Annotated in this window: 31 protein-coding genes; 10 read left to right on the forward strand and 21 right to left on the reverse strand. The window is 48.6% G+C overall.

Annotated features, from left to right (window positions below):
• Window positions 1–6: 6 nt before the first annotated feature.
• The 21 genes from OGX83_RS16990 to OGX83_RS17090 all read right to left on the reverse strand — a co-directional run bounded on the left by OGX83_RS16990 (window position 7) and on the right by OGX83_RS17090 (window position 11,818).
• Window positions 7–462 carry a hypothetical protein gene (locus OGX83_RS16990; RefSeq protein ID WP_286588663.1) on the reverse strand — a complete coding sequence of 152 codons (456 nt, stop codon included), beginning with the start codon at window positions 460–462 and terminating at the stop codon, window positions 7–9.
• Window positions 462–683 (reverse strand): hypothetical protein, encoded by a 222-nt coding sequence (locus OGX83_RS16995; RefSeq protein ID WP_286588666.1) that lies wholly within the window; start codon window positions 681–683, stop codon window positions 462–464. Before OGX83_RS16995 ends, OGX83_RS16990 begins: the two co-directional genes overlap by 1 nt.
• A gap of 8 nt (window positions 684–691) precedes the next feature.
• The gene (locus tag OGX83_RS17000) at window positions 692–1,180 is read right to left on the reverse strand and encodes an Ntn hydrolase family protein (protein WP_286588668.1); all 489 of its coding nucleotides are present in this window, start codon (window positions 1,178–1,180) and stop codon (window positions 692–694) included.
• Between the two features lies 1 nt (window position 1,181).
• Entirely contained in the window at window positions 1,182–1,424 is a 243-nt protein-coding gene (locus OGX83_RS17005) for a DUF2560 family protein (protein ID WP_286588670.1), read from the reverse strand.
• Between the two features lie 293 nt (window positions 1,425–1,717).
• Window positions 1,718–1,996 carry a DUF2829 domain-containing protein gene (locus OGX83_RS17010; protein ID WP_286550270.1) on the reverse strand — a complete coding sequence of 93 codons (279 nt, stop codon included), beginning with the start codon at window positions 1,994–1,996 and terminating at the stop codon, window positions 1,718–1,720.
• A gap of 13 nt (window positions 1,997–2,009) precedes the next feature.
• The gene (locus OGX83_RS17015; protein WP_286588672.1) at window positions 2,010–2,471 is read right to left on the reverse strand and encodes a lysis protein; all 462 of its coding nucleotides are present in this window, start codon (window positions 2,469–2,471) and stop codon (window positions 2,010–2,012) included.
• A complete protein-coding gene (locus OGX83_RS17020) occupies window positions 2,468–2,962 on the reverse strand; it encodes a lysozyme (protein ID WP_286588674.1) in 495 nt (164 codons plus the stop codon). Before OGX83_RS17020 ends, OGX83_RS17015 begins: the two co-directional genes overlap by 4 nt.
• Complete coding sequence (locus OGX83_RS17025) at window positions 2,934–3,128, reverse strand: HP1 family phage holin (protein WP_457809861.1); 195 nt, start codon at window positions 3,126–3,128, stop codon at window positions 2,934–2,936. Before OGX83_RS17025 ends, OGX83_RS17020 begins: the two co-directional genes overlap by 29 nt.
• Window positions 3,129–3,591: 463 nt before the next feature.
• A complete protein-coding gene (locus OGX83_RS17030) occupies window positions 3,592–4,281 on the reverse strand; it encodes a bacteriophage antitermination protein Q (RefSeq protein ID WP_286588676.1) in 690 nt (229 codons plus the stop codon).
• Window positions 4,278–4,424, reverse strand: a complete 147-nt coding sequence (locus tag OGX83_RS17035; protein WP_286588679.1) for a YlcG family protein — start codon at window positions 4,422–4,424, stop codon at window positions 4,278–4,280. Before OGX83_RS17035 ends, OGX83_RS17030 begins: the two co-directional genes overlap by 4 nt.
• Complete coding sequence (locus OGX83_RS17040; RefSeq protein WP_286588681.1) at window positions 4,421–4,882, reverse strand: hypothetical protein; 462 nt, start codon at window positions 4,880–4,882, stop codon at window positions 4,421–4,423. The genes OGX83_RS17035 and OGX83_RS17040 overlap by 4 nt, the downstream gene beginning before the upstream one ends.
• A 9-nt stretch (window positions 4,883–4,891) precedes the next feature.
• On the reverse strand, window positions 4,892–5,347 hold the full coding sequence (locus OGX83_RS17045) for a YbcN family protein (RefSeq protein WP_278085696.1): 456 nt from the start codon (window positions 5,345–5,347) through the stop codon (window positions 4,892–4,894).
• Between the two features lie 456 nt (window positions 5,348–5,803).
• Complete coding sequence (locus OGX83_RS17050; RefSeq protein WP_286588682.1) at window positions 5,804–6,061, reverse strand: DNA polymerase III subunit theta; 258 nt, start codon at window positions 6,059–6,061, stop codon at window positions 5,804–5,806.
• A 41-nt stretch (window positions 6,062–6,102) separates the two neighbouring features.
• Window positions 6,103–6,378 carry a hypothetical protein gene (locus OGX83_RS17055; protein WP_267454418.1) on the reverse strand — a complete coding sequence of 92 codons (276 nt, stop codon included), beginning with the start codon at window positions 6,376–6,378 and terminating at the stop codon, window positions 6,103–6,105.
• A 150-nt stretch (window positions 6,379–6,528) separates the two neighbouring features.
• Window positions 6,529–7,404 carry a DUF551 domain-containing protein gene (locus OGX83_RS17060; RefSeq protein ID WP_286588686.1) on the reverse strand — a complete coding sequence of 292 codons (876 nt, stop codon included), beginning with the start codon at window positions 7,402–7,404 and terminating at the stop codon, window positions 6,529–6,531.
• A gap of 3 nt (window positions 7,405–7,407) precedes the next feature.
• On the reverse strand, window positions 7,408–7,953 hold the full coding sequence (locus OGX83_RS17065) for a phiTE_015 family protein (protein WP_286588688.1): 546 nt from the start codon (window positions 7,951–7,953) through the stop codon (window positions 7,408–7,410).
• A gap of 581 nt (window positions 7,954–8,534) precedes the next feature.
• Complete coding sequence (locus OGX83_RS17070) at window positions 8,535–9,908, reverse strand: replicative DNA helicase (protein WP_286588689.1); 1,374 nt, start codon at window positions 9,906–9,908, stop codon at window positions 8,535–8,537.
• Window positions 9,905–10,984: a replication protein gene (locus OGX83_RS17075; RefSeq protein ID WP_286588691.1), complete on the reverse strand. Its 1,080-nt coding sequence runs from the start codon at window positions 10,982–10,984 to the stop codon at window positions 9,905–9,907. The genes OGX83_RS17070 and OGX83_RS17075 overlap by 4 nt, the downstream gene beginning before the upstream one ends.
• Window positions 10,977–11,123, reverse strand: a complete 147-nt coding sequence (locus OGX83_RS17080; protein ID WP_133085964.1) for a DUF2740 family protein — start codon at window positions 11,121–11,123, stop codon at window positions 10,977–10,979. Before OGX83_RS17080 ends, OGX83_RS17075 begins: the two co-directional genes overlap by 8 nt.
• Before the next feature lie 32 nt (window positions 11,124–11,155).
• Window positions 11,156–11,470, reverse strand: coding sequence for a CII family transcriptional regulator (locus OGX83_RS17085; protein ID WP_286588693.1), 315 nt, complete (start codon window positions 11,468–11,470; stop codon window positions 11,156–11,158).
• Between the two features lie 132 nt (window positions 11,471–11,602).
• On the reverse strand, window positions 11,603–11,818 hold the full coding sequence (locus OGX83_RS17090; protein WP_208743903.1) for a helix-turn-helix domain-containing protein: 216 nt from the start codon (window positions 11,816–11,818) through the stop codon (window positions 11,603–11,605).
• 102 nt (window positions 11,819–11,920) lie between these two features.
• Here OGX83_RS17090 and OGX83_RS17095 point away from each other — a divergent pair, with 102 nt between their 5' ends.
• The 10 genes from OGX83_RS17095 (at window position 11,921) to OGX83_RS17140 (ending at window position 15,566) form a co-directional block, all read left to right on the forward strand.
• Window positions 11,921–12,553, forward strand: a complete 633-nt coding sequence (locus tag OGX83_RS17095) for a LexA family protein (protein ID WP_286588696.1) — start codon at window positions 11,921–11,923, stop codon at window positions 12,551–12,553.
• A gap of 8 nt (window positions 12,554–12,561) precedes the next feature.
• On the forward strand, window positions 12,562–12,966 hold the full coding sequence (locus OGX83_RS17100) for a hypothetical protein (protein WP_286588697.1): 405 nt from the start codon (window positions 12,562–12,564) through the stop codon (window positions 12,964–12,966).
• Between the two features lie 305 nt (window positions 12,967–13,271).
• The gene (locus OGX83_RS17105; RefSeq protein WP_286588698.1) at window positions 13,272–13,544 is read left to right on the forward strand and encodes a transcriptional antitermination N peptide; all 273 of its coding nucleotides are present in this window, start codon (window positions 13,272–13,274) and stop codon (window positions 13,542–13,544) included.
• 20 nt (window positions 13,545–13,564) lie between these two features.
• Window positions 13,565–13,765 carry a hypothetical protein gene (locus tag OGX83_RS17110; RefSeq protein WP_286588699.1) on the forward strand — a complete coding sequence of 67 codons (201 nt, stop codon included), beginning with the start codon at window positions 13,565–13,567 and terminating at the stop codon, window positions 13,763–13,765.
• Window positions 13,762–13,965: an antirestriction Ral family protein gene (locus OGX83_RS17115; RefSeq protein ID WP_286588700.1), complete on the forward strand. Its 204-nt coding sequence runs from the start codon at window positions 13,762–13,764 to the stop codon at window positions 13,963–13,965. The genes OGX83_RS17110 and OGX83_RS17115 overlap by 4 nt, the downstream gene beginning before the upstream one ends.
• A 43-nt stretch (window positions 13,966–14,008) precedes the next feature.
• A complete protein-coding gene (locus tag OGX83_RS17120; protein WP_286588701.1) occupies window positions 14,009–14,200 on the forward strand; it encodes a hypothetical protein in 192 nt (63 codons plus the stop codon).
• Window positions 14,201–14,246: 46 nt separating this feature from the next.
• Window positions 14,247–14,441, forward strand: a complete 195-nt coding sequence (locus tag OGX83_RS17125; RefSeq protein WP_286588702.1) for a hypothetical protein — start codon at window positions 14,247–14,249, stop codon at window positions 14,439–14,441.
• 524 nt (window positions 14,442–14,965) lie between these two features.
• Window positions 14,966–15,205, forward strand: coding sequence for a hypothetical protein (locus OGX83_RS17130; RefSeq protein WP_286588703.1), 240 nt, complete (start codon window positions 14,966–14,968; stop codon window positions 15,203–15,205).
• The gene (locus OGX83_RS17135; RefSeq protein WP_167789655.1) at window positions 15,202–15,360 is read left to right on the forward strand and encodes a hypothetical protein; all 159 of its coding nucleotides are present in this window, start codon (window positions 15,202–15,204) and stop codon (window positions 15,358–15,360) included. Before OGX83_RS17130 ends, OGX83_RS17135 begins: the two co-directional genes overlap by 4 nt.
• A complete protein-coding gene (locus tag OGX83_RS17140; RefSeq protein WP_128611476.1) occupies window positions 15,357–15,566 on the forward strand; it encodes a cell division protein FtsZ in 210 nt (69 codons plus the stop codon). The genes OGX83_RS17135 and OGX83_RS17140 overlap by 4 nt, the downstream gene beginning before the upstream one ends.
• Window positions 15,567–15,601: the final 35 nt, after the last annotated feature.

Consider the following 15,601-nt stretch of genomic DNA (forward strand, 5'->3'; position numbering starts at 1 on the left):
TCATCCTTAGCTCACAACGCAATTGCCAGAGACGACAGTCACGCCATGAGTATCTTTAACGGTCATTTTGTAAGTACCTGCCGCTTTACCGGTGGTGTTGAATGAATAGCTTCGTCCCGGCTGAGTCACGACATCGTAAAGCGTGGTACCCGCTTCGGTTCTCACATCAAACGGTGGTACGCCGCCAGTCCATGCCAGTGACAGAGTGTCACCAATGGAAGCCGTAGCCGGTAAGTTGGTTGTGATTTTAAGCTTCACGCCATCCTTGTAAGGAATGACGAAACCAGCTTTGTTTGTGGCTGAACCAAGATCCACTTTTGCAATCGCAGAAGGCATTGGGATAGCTGTTGCCCCTGTTGGGTCTGAGTCCAGATAAATTACGTCATCGACCGGCTCGTTTGTGCGATAGAGAAATACTCGCTCATTACGAGGGTCATCAACGACAGTGAAGAAGCTTGCCATTACTTAGCTCCTTTCTTCGGCTTCTTGAGCACCTTGTTAGCCTTAGCGTCAATCTTCGCTTTGGCTGATGGGGACAGCTTGCCTTCGTTCTCCATCTGAGTAGCGCGAGCCTTTGCGTTAGCTGCGTGAGCTTTATCAGGCATCGGGTAGCTTCGTTCTCCAGGCATGCCGAATTCAGACTTTGGAATCTTCTTGCGCTTTGCTGCAGTTAGCTTTGCCATTTAGTTTCCTATAACGATGTATGGTAGTTGGTCGTGGTGAATGAATCGACATTGCCGCCTGAGTAGCAATCCATCTCAATTGCTACCTGCACCGCCTCGCGAGCGTCTTTACCGCATCGCATTGCAGCTCTGGCAATTAATCCACCAGAACCTATGGCGTAAGGCTCAACCTGAAGCGAAATATTTGCCCGGGTATCGCCTTCTTTTTTACTAATTACGTATGCTCGACCGTGGCCAATAATAGCTATGGCAGAGAACCCGAAAGTTGGTAGAAACTCGGTGGCGTATGTCAGACCATTTGACATGAGTTCTTGCAGTTCCATTTCAGCGCCGCAATCACCAGAACACCCAATGGCAACTATCTTGTCTCCGTACACTTCCCATCCGGATGATGGCGCAGTGTAAATCTTCTGCTCACTGAGAGAACAAACGACATCACCAGTTGAAGCTTGGGTGTCGGATGCCAATGTCTTACCGTCCCATGCGACAGTGGTCATATCATGCTCCGGCGGTGAACAGAGTTAATGCTTCCTGCGCTTCACGTACCGCTTTATCAACCCGAGATACCGGAGTTGGCTGCGCAGCCGCAAGAACCAGTTGGTCTTTGAACAGTTCAAACTTGAGCTTGTTACCGTCCACGAAGGTGATCGCCTTTTCTGCTGCTGCAGTATCACTCTGCACCAGGCGAAGGATATCGAGGTTCATCTGCTGTAATTCTGTCAATGCGGTAATCTCTGCCATTGTTGGCTCCGGTTGTTGTATTGCATCGACTTACAGAAACGCCGATGACCAGATGAAGAATGCGAATCCTGACGCTGCGATAACAAGCGCAGATGCGATGTAGAAGAAGTGGTGTATGAAGGTGATGATTCTGTCAGCCAGCGTTGGCTTTATCTCAGGATGATTGAGAACGTCATCGCGTATGAGTGATATTCCGTAGAGCAATGTTACTTCACGCTCTCGCTTCCTCATGAATCACCACGTTAGTTAATCCCCATTATCGAAGCCCCTCATTGAAGAGCTTCTGTAATGAACTATTCGGATACAGGCTCAGCTAACCAATCTTCGGCAAACAGATCGCCCTGAGATGGAACCCATCCAGGCTGCATATGTCCTTGTGCGTTTTTCAGATCGAGGTGTGGCTGAATAGTGAATTCACCTACAATTCCAGCGCGCGCATAATCAGAACCAGGTCGAGCCTCGCTAACTGTGTAGCCGCCAGCTTTAATGACGAATTGGCCTTTGCCATTCCATCCTTCGCGGTAAATCTTCGCTCCGCTCTTAACAGCTTCAAGTGCTTGTCCGAAATTCATGAGATCTCCAAAATTATTTAAGACACTGTGTGTTGATATAGTCCTGCAGATATTCGACCTGCTTAGTCACTGTGGCAATTCGCTCTCTGAGGGTGAAATAATCCCGTTGAGCGGAGTCTGTAAGTCGGGGGCCGGAAGCATCGCCCAGGCCGCCGGAGCTGGTCGCTCCGTTCGCGGGACATTTTGCGTTGATGCGCAACCCACACTTGCCATCACGAACGCAACGCTGCAAATCATCAAGCTGCTTTTTCGCATCAGCTAATTCCTGAGTGTATTTAGCATCCAGAGCAGCAACATCGCGCTGCCGGGTTACCATATCGGTGATGGTAGCGTTAGCCATATTCAGCGCCTGAGTTTTCTCATCTCGCTGCTTCTTGTATTCAGTGGCGTTGTCGCGGTAGTGATTAACAGCCCAGCCAAGCGACACGATTATACAGAAGACAACGGCAATTATGATTGCGGTTAACCTGCTCATTTCTGACTCCAGGTGCAAACCTCATATTCAACGTCGCGCCTATTCATCAGGCCTTTCCACTTCTTGCCGCCAGCATATACCCAGCGCTTTAGCTCAGAGCATGCTCCAGCGTAGTCTTTGGCGTTGAGTTTCTTCAACAGGGTTGAGTTGATGGTTGCGGTAGCGCCGACGTTGTACGCAAAGCTGTATATTGCAGCTCGCTGGGTTTCAGTGGTCTGCACTTTGATATGCGGATCAACCTGAGCGGAGATGCGTTTTAAATCTTTCCGGGTTAGTGCGTCGCATTCTTTATCGGTATATCGTTTGCCGGTGATGATGTCGGATCCGGTATGCCCATCACAGACAGTCAGCACTCCAACAACATCGCGGTATGCCACATACTCACGACCTTCAAGCCCATCCTTTCCGGATAGCATCACGGTGGCAATTGCGATAGCTCCGCCGCCGATACTGGCTGCGATTTTATTTCTGAGCGCCGGTGACATTCCCATTCAATCTGTCCTCGCGCTCTTTGCGCTTGTAGTACCAGTTGATTCCGAATGTGCCGACAGTACAAAGAATACCCACGATTAGAGCCCAGTCATTTAGGGAGAGAACTCCGCCCATTGCAGTAAGTCCTCCAAACCAGTAACTGAACCATTCTCTGATTTTGTCCATACGGTACATGCTCTACCCCCAAGAGGATGGGGATCTGTTCAAATTAGGAATAGGGATGATGGTCGATTGAACAAATCCAGGATACTTTGATCGGTAACGTGGTTTGCTCGCGATTTAAGGCGTGGGCAGATCAGGCAGGAGGCTGTTATCGCAGTCTCCTGCCACCCATTTTCACGAAGCCCGCCATTGCGCGGGTTTTCTTTTTTGAAGCGCACTAGACCACCGTAGCCACAGATATTCAGCAATGAGTTGGTTGGGTCTGGTTCTTGGTGGTAATGCGCTTTAAAAAAGCCAGCGGCGATGCTGGCAATATGAGGGTGGTGCGTTGAGCTTTCGCTCTTATGGTCCTGGTAGGTATCCAGATACGAAAAAGCCCCAGCGATTAACCGGGGCTCTTTTGTGTAATTAGGTCGACAACCAAAGCTATGGCGACGATATCAGATTTATATGAAATATATGCTTTTCAATCCAGTTTTGCAAGACTTACATCTAAATTTGTCGCCTTTTGTTGTGAACGTGATCGCGTTACTTGCAATAAAGCGCTGCTATCAAGACGCATGAATGTACGTTTCATCTCCAGCCATCGATCGGTAAATGTCTCAGACCAGTTCTTTGGTGTGACGCCAACAAGCTCTGCAAGTTGCTGGTATTCGTAAGTTTCGCGCCCTGCCAGTTCTGCTTTAACGTCCTGCGCCGCTAACCAGATAAGGGCCTTCAGCCTATCCAGCGTCTTCCCTGCTACCTTCTTTGTGCCAAGGGAGGCTTTAAACTCTGTCCATGCCCATTGAGTGATCGAAACCTGATTTTCCCATCGCACATTCTCGCTGTAGTTCCAGAGAAGCCATGCTCTCTGATGCTCATCGAGCGACAGTACTGCACGACGCCATGATGCCGTTGAATACTCAACCGGTTGCACCAGTGCTATAGATGAACCTTTTGCGCGTGATTGCTGCCCGGGAATTGGTGGGCTGGTTGGATTCATCAGGCGACCGTTAGCAGGATTAACCACCTTCAGGCGAGATCGGCTGCGCGGAGTCGCTTCAAACATAGCATTCTCGGCAAACGCTACCAGTTGGCCTTTCGTAGCTCCACTCAGATCAGTCGTCGCTACAATGAGCTGCTCGCGTACAAACTGCAGGTATTGAGTATTCATGCTTCTGCTCCTGATGGTTTATAGCGGCTGATGTAATTGCGTAAAATTCGGTAGTCCGTAGCAAATGAACCAGGGCGACGGTAGATGCGTAACCGATTCCAGCGCAGACGAAGGTGATCAGCAAAGTAGGATTCGAATGTCATGCAGCCTCCCCCATACGCAAAGTGATGCTCTGCTGATACCAGTCAGGTGCGGTAAACTCGATGCGACCTAATACGCCAGTAATTCGCAATTGCTTGAGTCGCACTAACTCCTGCTTGTAGTGCTGATAAAGTTCTTCCTTCTGCCACGGCTTAATCTTCATTGGGTGCAGCGCGGCGCGGGATACCTGCTCAATGGTCATCACGCCATATTCGTATTCGGCATGACGGGCAAACTGGATCGGCTCTTCACCTAATCGCCGATGACAACCTACGCAATGGGCCAGCGCGTTAAGTGGATGCCAACGTGTAGCTGTGTGGCGGCGTCCGTTGATGTGCGAACAATGAAGCGATGCGCGGTTATTGCTGAAATCACGACCACAACTTTCACAGCACCAGTTAGCGCGTTCGCGAACCAGCTCAGAAAAAATGGTGTCGTATTTGTCTCTTTTGAGTGCCATATGCTTTCCTTACTGGTCTTGTTGTTCACGGAGTTGCTGAAATTCGCAGTTGCTTGGGATGGTCAGAGCCAGACCAAACTGAGCGCACCACGCCTCGACTTTGCACAGGAAGATATGCATCTCTCCGGTATCGAGTTGAGACGTGTGGCGAGGTTCCCAGGTGGTTTCTTTGGCACCGGTGATGAAATCGGTGTAGGTGACTTCCTCACAGCCGAGGTATGTCTTTTTGAGGTTGCGCTTGACCCACTCAGGGGTAGCGTCAGTGCGGCCGGATTTAATCAGGTATTCGCTGATTTCCGTGTACCACATATGGCTAAGCGCATTTTGACTAAGGCTACGCTTCTCTCTCCATGGCTTTAACTGGAGGCGATAGCATTGGCCGTCATTGAGATATGGTTGCAGGTGCTGACCGATGGCGGCGAAGTTGCCAGCATGCAGCTTGATACCCTGCTCTGGGATATTCATACGCCACCTCCGAGAGGTAACGCAGAATGCAGAAAAACCTCAGCATTAGATAACGCTGACGGGATATGGTAGGTCGCACTCTTTGTGTTTCGCATCTAATTTCCCAATCAGATGCAGAGGTCACAGCCGGGTGCTCAATCCGACTGCGACATAATTATAACACTAATTTTGAGGGTGAGTAATGTTGCTTGACGTTGCGTGGATTAATATTTGTAGCGGTTTTCCGGGAGAAACGCGTATTCGTAAGTGAAGTTGAACGCCTCGTTTTCAGTGTTAAACCGGTGCTCGGTGATATCTCTCCAGTGCCCTCCCCTGAAATACTTCTGAGCCACCCACTTTCCCTCGAACGGAAATACGGCATACGCGCCTACATACCGGTTATCAGCATGCGGGTCAGGATATGACTCACCTTCTGCCAGAGTGTAAACTTGACGCCGCCAACTATGAGACATCCCATTACTTCTTCTCGTTCTGGGCAGCCATATCCAGATAACGCGGATCGGACGCTTTCGGCAGTGTCATACTTTGCTCGCGGTAGTAGCGAACACGCTCCATGAAGTATTCACGAAGATTCTCTGGCTGCTCGCGGGCTACCTGCTCAGCGATAACTGGCATGTTCAGGCGCTCTTTGTACGCTACGCCACTGGCAGCCAGGTCGACGTTAACCTTGTCCTGCTCTTCTTTCGATTTTGCTGCGATGTTATGACCAGACATGATTAATCCCCCTCGATGCTTTGAGAGGGATTATACATCAATCAGTGTCGGGTGAATTTCCATGGATGGGTAATTCTCGCATTCCTTATAGCATCATCTATCTCTTCCTGAGTTGGCTTCTCTCCGGCGAATGCGATTGTGACACCATCCAAGCTACATTGAATTGTATAAAAACGATGGTAATCTCGATCAGCACTTCCGTTTCTTTCAAAAATACCCTCCGGTCTGTAATAAACAACACCGAGAATTTCAACGGCGTATGACAAATCCGTCACCACTGTATTATCGTTTTTATCAAACAGAATAAATGCCGACATAACCACTCCTTTTTTTTATTAACCCTCCCTATGAATAATATCAGCGATTTTTCACAACACAACACATATAAAAATATAAATTCCTTATATTTCAATATTATAATATAGTTTTGACGGACTTCTTTTGATACTTAATGTAATTGATAGGAATCAATTATCTTCTTGTTGTGGTGCTGCTGGCAGTGACATCCAGTGAGTTGGTTTGCAATAAACGCCACCACCATTCGGAAGCGATGCAAACCTAAACCATCCCTCTGTTTCATTTCGTTCCATGTAGCCAACCATCTGCTCTTTCTTATCAGCGCAGTAAACCTGCACATCAACATCGCGTTCCGGCATCCGCTCACTTACCGGAATCCAACAACCCGGAGCTACCGGAGAGTTGCCAGCCAGCGCTGCCGACTCTCTACCTGCCCTATAGGCAAATTCAGCCATCGTACCAAGCATCTGTTTTGCAGATGTTGTGTAATTATTCTTCTGATAATTTTCATACCAGAACCTGCCAAACCACGAGTAGAAGTTATCATCCTCATCAACAGATACTGACTTAAATTCAGGCATATCAGGACCTTTGCGAATCGCCCTAGCAAGCTCGATTGGGTCATCGTACAACCAGTCACCTGTTTGCGGATGATTGGCCTCTGCCAGTTGTGCAGCCCACTCCAACCCGTCTTTGTGCCCTTGCAGATAGTCCAGAGGTAACTCATCACAATTACTTACATGTTCGGTACCCTGAAGAGCGGCGGCGCAGTGGTTCCACCAAGCAGCTCTAATGATGGCATCACCAATGCTCATGTCGGGATTCTGACGACACAATTCCTCCCAGTGCTGTACTGGAAGATGAAGCTGAGCTGGCGCAGCACCAAACGCCGCAATAGCCGAATTAATCACCTTCACAGCATCAGCCATTGCGTAGCCGAGATTACCGCCGTCGCTTTGTGCTGCTGCTTTGCTGAGTATTTCGCTTATCTGGTGCAGGCGATCTAGTGATACAGGACCGTGCGCCGGGTGGTTGTTAGTTGTCATGGGTTAGTCCTCAACCTTAAATTTTATACCTGCATGCTCAACTGCAGACTGAACATCGTATTCCGACCAAAGGTGAAGAAGTGCGCCGTGAAGGCGACCAATTTTAGGGCGCGAAATTCTCACCGTCCGCGATTCCAGTTCTTCAATCCTCTCCCGATAGTCAGCAACCATCCGGCGTACCTGCTCCAGTGGTGTAACGCTGCCACCATCTGGCGGGTCCATGTACTGAGTGCCGGGTAGGAGTTCGCAGAGGGCATTATCCAGTTCTTCCAGATTTTCACGTGCATCCCGCATATCGTCACGCATAGAAACTGCTACAGCTTCAAGTGAATCATTGTCACGCTGTAGCTCCCTGCACTTGCTCTCGGCGTTAGCGAGCTGTACTGCCATGTCAGTGAGTTTTTGCTCTGATGCTGATTCCGATGCTTTCCATGCTTCCCATCTGGTTCTGATATTTAAGTTTGCATACATGCCCCACTCCATGTGGAAATCAGCATCATCACTCATGACCGTCTTGCACCAAGCTTCAAATTTTTCTCTGCTAGTCATAATCCTACCCTCATAAAAAAGGCCAGCTAAGCAGGCCTGTTAAACTAATTTGCATTCATAGGGATAAATTTCCAGAATGGAATCACCCCACTTGCATTCGTAATATTCAACCTCGCCATCCGAATAAATGATGTCCATAACATCCAGTTTGGAGCCTTTCCTTGGATGGTCAGTCCTGTCGCTAAAATCATGCGTCATCTCAACTTTCACCATTTCCTCCGGGCATAAAAAAGGCCGACTATCACGGCCACGCTTGCAGATAGCTCTGCTATGTAAGGTTCAGTCATGCTCGCTTCACTCCGAATGTCTTAACCAGTGCCGACTCCATGCGACCTACACAAGCGCGTATGCGGGCTATCTCTGTCTCTGGAAACATGCTGTATGCCATCTGCTCCAGTGCGCCTTTAAGTGGCTTGCTCTCAACCTTTTCGATACGTGCCAATGCAAAGGCCTTAAGGGACTGCTTGATGCTTCGACCATCTACGCGAGCACATGCCCGGCATAGTTCGGCGTGGAGGATAGTTTCAGGGAACTCCGGGTAATGCTTTTCGATTACCTCGCGAGTATTCAACCCTTCGTCATTAGCACTCATAGTCATTGTCGATTTCCTGTTGTTCGTTATGCGTAAACGCCACCGGATCCAGACCGGAATAGCGACTGCTGAAGTGATAGGTTTTTTCGGCGCCGGGAGCGTGGCGAGATTTGACGCAGATAATTTCCGTGATGCCTTTCAGTTCGGTGTTCGGGTTGTATTTCTCATCCCGGTACACCATGAAAATTACGTCTGCTTCCTGCTCAATTACGCCGGATTCTCGTAGGTCTGCCGCAACCGGGCGCTTGTTGGCTCTCTGCTCAAGATTTCGGTTGAGCTGCGCCAAAGCGATTACCGGGCATCGCAACTCTTTAGCCAGGTTCTTTAGGCCGGTAGCTATCTCCCCGACACTGCGGTTCATGTTCTCCGGATCTGACATGCGCATCTTCTGGAGGTAATCGACGATAACCACACCGAGTCCGCCAAGTTTCTTGTGCATGCGACGTGCCTCTGCGCGTACCTGATGGACGCTGAGAGAGCTTTTGTCGTTGATGTAAATTGGTGAGTCGATGAAGTCTTTCATGCAGTGACCAACCTTACCCCAGGCGCCATCCATCACGCCGCTCTGCTTGCTGAGCAAATCCTCTTTGCTCACTCGGGCCCGGTGGAAAGCGACGCGCTCGGATATCTGCTCCACTGGCATTTCCAGACTGAAGAACAGGACCGGCTTTTTATTTTTCAGGCCTACTGTCTCGGTTACTGTGGTGCTGAACATGGTTTTACCCATTCCAGGGCGCCCACCTACCACGATGAAATCCGTGTTGTTGAACCCGCCGAACGCATTGTCGATGGTTGCCATTCCAAGCTCTGTTTTGTGCTTCCAGATATCACCACTGATGATCGACTGGATGGTCTCCAGGGACATGTCGATTCCGGTGGTGATGTGCTCTGTTCCGCTTTCGTCCTGGCATTCAATCCCTGATACGTCGGCCTGAATGGCGCCGATGATGTCGCTCAGTGAGTCAGATGTTGGCTCTGATAGTTTCTGTAGGCTGGCCTGGAGGATTAACGCCATCCGGCGCCCGGTAGCTAATTCACGAAGCTTCTCGCAGTATGCCGACAGGTTGGCGTATGACGGCGTGTCTTTGCTGCATTCAGCCAGGTAGGCAAATCCTCCGGCCTCTGCCAGATTACCAGTTCGTTCAAGCTCATCAGTAAGCGTCAACAGGTCAATTGGCGTTCCTGCTTCGTTAAGTCGCTTGTAGGCGCCAAGAATCAGCTTGTGAGGCCTTACGGTGAAATGTTCCTCACCCATTCCCTCGATAGCATCTGTAGCTGCATCAGCACCTTCCGGCTTGCTGGCTGCCAGCATGATTCCACCGATGACTGACTTCTCTGCGTAGAGATCGATAAAACGGCTCATGCAGTAACTCCCTTGCGCTGGCGGTGTTCGTTGATGGCTTGCTCGTAGACTGAACCCCAGTTCTTCGGATTGAGTATCCAGTCCAGAGTCAGCCAGGATTCACCCTGCTTGTTGGTGAACAGTGATGACTTTCCGATCAGGTCGAATGCCCTGCTCATATGTTTCAGCTCTCGCCAGTTACCCTGGCTCGTCTTGCCATTCCATACCGCCTCAAGATCTCGGTAGGCAGGTCGGCGCCGGTTCCACTCATGCTGTGAAACCGCTTTAGCCGGGAATTTGTCATTCCAGAGAGAGATTATTTCGTTGTGGGGGCATGCCGCCGGGTTGCTGCCTTGCTCATCAGCCCAAAGCAAAGCGTCTGACAGGTAGCCATCGAAGCGTGTCATGCGGCAAACGTTCTCCGGCTTGATGCTGTGCTTCCAGTTCACATGAGCCCATCTGATAACCAGCTTCAGCTCTTCAGCTGTGTAGCACTCACCTTTGCTTTTCACGGTGGAGAGAACTTTTTCAAATGGCGCCAGTTTTGAGCAGCGGCTTTTGGTCAGCTCGTTGAAGTAATCCATCACTTCCTGAGCGAGCATGTTTTCCCCCTCGGGGGATTTAGGGGGATCTTGTTTTTCTTTCTTTTGAATAGTGTCTTTTGTGTCCCCCTGTTTTGAGGGATACAGCTCCCTCATTTTGAGGGATGTTTTCTCCCTCGTTTTAGGGGATTTCCCCTCACTTTGAGGGATGCACCATTCTGAGATGTTTTTATTAGGTCCGAACATGCCGCCTTGCTGCTTGATCACGTTCATTCTGACGAGTTCTAACTTGGCTTCATTGCACCGCTTGACTGGCAACTTTGTTATCTCGCTAAGTTGCGAATCGCTTATTCTGTCCATTGGCTTATTCCAACCGTAGGTTTTGCGCAGAATGGCAAGCAGCACTTTAAAATGTCGCTTGGTCAGATCAGCGCCTGAATAAGCCTCAAGGAGCATGTTTGATAGCCTGGCGTAACCATCATCGAGATCTGCCACCTGACGCTCCACGGCCGCCAGAATCGGCCTGATTGGTGTAACTGTTGCTAGGCTACTCATGACCGTTCTCCTTACGTTTGAATTCTTCCAGGATGGCTCTCAGCTTTGTACCGACAGCCGGGTTACAGGATTTGATGAACCGGTCACGAGCAATATTTTTATGTACTGACGCCTGGTAAAAACGAGTTTTCTTAGGCATAATTACTCCTGTGAATTGATCCAGTTATTCGGCTAGAATTTCATGGTTATCTGATCAGAACGCTCTGTTACCGCAGGGCGTTTTTTCTTTCCCAATCCCCTCTCTTCCAGCAAGTCAGCCAATCCCACAACCACACGTGAAATGTCGTCGTCAGTAATCGAGTAACCGATGAATTCGAGTAATGCAGCCATGCGCGGTATGTAGTGTTTCTTCCACTGCGTTACCGATGATTTGTTTACGCCAAGATGCGCAGCGACCTGAGTAGTTCCTAGAATGGCGATGCGGTTTAGAATCCAACTCTCAATGTTGCGAGCGCTGGTTTTGTTGCGTTTCGTTAAGTCATCCATCTGTGATAATTCCTAGTGTGTTAAATAGTTAAAAGGCCATGCGCAGACACGCAGAGCCATGTTTGTTGTTTTTTTTGAAGTTAGCTTTTCAGCTACGTAGGCCGGACGGCCATTGTGAAAAGAGCGGTGTTGCTATGCTGCTTTGCCGTTTTTAGTGCCGTATTGCAGCCACACAGGGTCGCAATTTAACGCTAAAGCAATCTCAAACAAGAAACGTGGTCGCTTTGTGACTCCAGCTTCGATAAGCTGAATAGACTGTTGCTTTACACCTGCTTTGGTAGCCAGTTCAGTCTGGGTCATCTTCATGGATACCCGCTTCTTCTTGAGGCGTTCTGATAGAGTTTGCATATTGCCTCCTTCAACAAACTTTCTTGTATTCTTATACAAACTTTCTTGTTTGTCAATTACAGGATTTCTTGTAAACATGGGAGGTTAAGATGAGGTGAAAAAATGAGCATTGCGACGAGAGTTAAATCAAAGCGTGAGGCTCTAGGGCTAACGCAGACGGAACTGGCCTTGATGGCTAAGACTTCTCAACAGGCTATAGAGCAGTTAGAAAATGGAAAAACTAAAAGGCCAAGATATCTGCCAGAGCTTGCTGACGCTCTGAAGGTGCCAATTGATTGGTTATTAAATGGAGGTGAAGATCCAAATATAACTTATGTTGAAGAAAATAAACCTCGAGGGAAATATCCTTTAATTAGCTTTGTAAAAGCTGGAGCGTGGGCTGAGGCATGCGAGCCATACAATATAAAAGATATTGAAGAATGGTATGACTCAGACATGAAAATACTTGGCGATGGGTTCTGGCTTAGAGTTGAAGGCGAGTCTATGACATCCCCTGCGGGGCTGAGCATCCCAGAGGGTCACTTAGTGCTGGTAGATACAGGAAGAGAACCAAAGAGCGGAGACCTTGTTATTGCCAAGCTAATAGACAGGAATGAAGTTACATTCAAGAAATTAATCATAGAGCATGGCAGGAAAATATTAAGAGGCCTTAATCCAAGTTGGCCCATTATGGAAATTAATGGAAACTGCAAAGTCCTTGGTGTTGTTGTTGAGGCGAGAGTTAAATTAATTTAAAGGAAATTATGAAACTATTATTATCAATACCCCTGCTTTTAATATCGTTAAACTCTCAGGCCCAGTGCTGGGTAATAGCAAACATGCAAGGATATGGAGCATTCAGCGGTGACGAGTACAAATTTGATAAGGATGGGATTGGTGATGGAGTGTTTCAGGTATCAATCAATGGAGACAAAGCATCGGTATACAATGTAAGGGATGGTTATGTTCCTGACATGTCTTATGCCGCACTTTCAGAAAATACCATGATGGGTGCATTCCAGGCTGGAGGCGGTATCACAGTGGAGACCTGGTCAATAACCAAAGATAAAAAAGTACTATACACGAAGGTAATGAACATCCCAGGAATGCAGAAGATGACATCTACAAAAACCTTTGTTGGCGATGTTGTTGGTACCTGCAAAGACTGACCACACAAATTTAATACAAACTATTTATTCATATATATCAATGAAATACATTTTTCACGCCCAAAATTACAATCTTTCTTGTAGACACATTACAAACTATCTTGTAAATTTAACCCATCAGCAGGACGCACTACTCACCAGGACGGTGATGCTCTTTACACAACGTCGAACATTCGACTACGAGGCTGAAAAGCCTGAAAACAAAGCAGTGTGCTTTGGGGTGATGTGAATTGCAGCTGCGAGACAGCAATCACGGAGATAAGCATCGTGACACGTCACCACCAAAGCTCATTCAGGAGATCACCATGACACGTAGAACATCATTCAACGGTTCAGCATCAGGACGTCGCAGAGAGCGTCGTGCAGCGTTACAGAACGAAGTGACGGCAAGCTCTGAGGCATTGCACCGCCCTACCGAGTCACGCGTTCAGTTGCAGTGCAAACGCAAGCCCGCGATGCGCTCAGAGGTGGTAACCATCACCACGATGGTAAATCAGTATTCAGGATCAACTTGCTTGCCGGATGTGGCTTTGTACGCCGCGGGACATCGCAGTAGCAAATCGATCACGGCGCGTTAATTAACTTATGAGGTGAGGCAATGGCAAAAATAACATTTGGTTTTTGCGGTGCAGAAAAGGCTCACGCTGTCCAGAAGGGTATTCGTTCGGCGGGATTTAGAACAATAAATACCAGTGATGAACACGGGTTTTATGTTCACGTTATTACTGCAGAAGAAAATAGACAACATATTGAAGATATTAGGAATCACGAACTGGAAGCGTTAAGGGCAAAAGGATGAGCGCCAATGTAGACACCAATCAATGGTGTGGTCAGTTCAATAGGTGCAAAGGATGCAAACTCGATGCTGAATGCCTGGTTAGGCCGGAGGAAATGGCGCTTGTCATAGAAGATGGTAAATACGTTGACCGGTTGGCAATTATAACCACAGCGATGATTGCCAGAGAGCTTGAAGCTCAGAAAAAACAGGCTGCCAGTTAGGCGGCCTTTTTATTAGCTCACGATACAAACAGAGGGTAAGGCGATGAAAAGTGCATATCCAATGAAAAAGATTGGTCAGGTTTATGAATGCCTATTAGATGGAACTCTTCTTGAAGTCACTTACGCATGGAAAGATGGCAGCTCAATGATGAGACATCTAAATGGCCGCCGTTCTGGTAAGGAAGACTGCATTAACGGACAAAGCATTTTCAAATTGGTGAAAGATGTCGAATAGGTCGCCTACGCGGCCTTTTTTATGGGTGCATACAGAGGGTTAGTGTATGGATGAATACTTCGTTCATGGCGCGATTGAGCGCGATGGTGAAGTTGCGCGGGTGAGTGATGAAGAGGCGAAATTCTGGACTGTCTATAAGCAGATTGGCGGACCAAGTTATGCCGTGTTCGACTGCTGCACAAGGTCTGATGCAGAGGCAGCAGCGAACCTACTGAATAAGTTGAAAGCAGTATCTGAATGACCCGCTCCGGCGGGTTTTTTATTGCTGATACCACAGCGCCTTCACGAGGGTGCTCTGTTATCAAACACCCGGCTAGCCGCTGCCACCAACACGAACGCGGCATACAGAATCGGAGGATTTATGTAACAGGTAACAGTGACGACTGAAAACCAACATTGAGGATTATCACACCGATTTAAACAGGAGGCGCATGCAAAGCCTGCTCATCCTGTCTCTGCTGATAACGGTTTGGCTTAACCGTGAAACAGCTCCGAAACGCAGTTCTTCAGGAAGCAATAACTGCGTTAAATCTACCGGCCTATCGCGTCAATCAGGCGCAGACGCACATCATTTCAGGTGATGGGTAGAAGAGACACTTCTAAGCCTGGTAGCCCATGCCATTTCATGGGCACTCATACCTCAGCGGCTTCTCAGAGGACGCTTAGTTATGAATGGCGGCTATCCACCGCTTAATTTCTTGCAGCGATGAAAATTGCATGCAGAGGTCTTTAGCTCAGCGGCGCGGCTTAAGCGCGGAGATGATTATGAGTAACAAAGAATACGAACAGGCTTTTCCCACTCGCGATGATAACTACGACTCGAAATACTCGGGTCCTGGCATGACTCTGCGCGATTACTTCGCGGCGAAGGCTATGGCAGCAATTGTGCGCAGATGGGACGGGCATTCGTTTGGAGGCGGACCGGAATCACCACAGTACAAAGAATTAGCCGAAGATGCGTATTACATTGCTGACGCAATGCTCCGCGCCAGGGAGGAATCATGACAGTCACCCACAACGGCAAGCAGTACCACGCATCAAAACTCAACGACAACGAGTGGCAGCTATCATCAGTCGATAAACCTCGCGAGAAAATCACAATGAACCGATGGCAGATGCACATTGCTGGGTTATTGCAGCAGGTGGAGGGTAAATCATGATTTCACACTACGGAACGACACCAATGATTCGCCAGTGTGTGATGCCTGGAATGATGGCGCTTCATGAGGGCCGCACCTATCGCGTCTCAGCAGTCATTCAGGAGCGCAAATGGGTGTATCTACACACCGATGCAGAGATTATCCGGCTCACTGACTGCGTGATTGACGTCCTTCTCGACGGACGCGGCAACCCTATCCAGCACTAATTTCAACACCATTCCCCCTACTCGTCCGGCTATCG

It is taken from the genome of Citrobacter sp. Cpo074, assembly GCF_030332745.1.
GTDB lineage: Bacteria > Pseudomonadota > Gammaproteobacteria > Enterobacterales > Enterobacteriaceae > Citrobacter > Citrobacter portucalensis.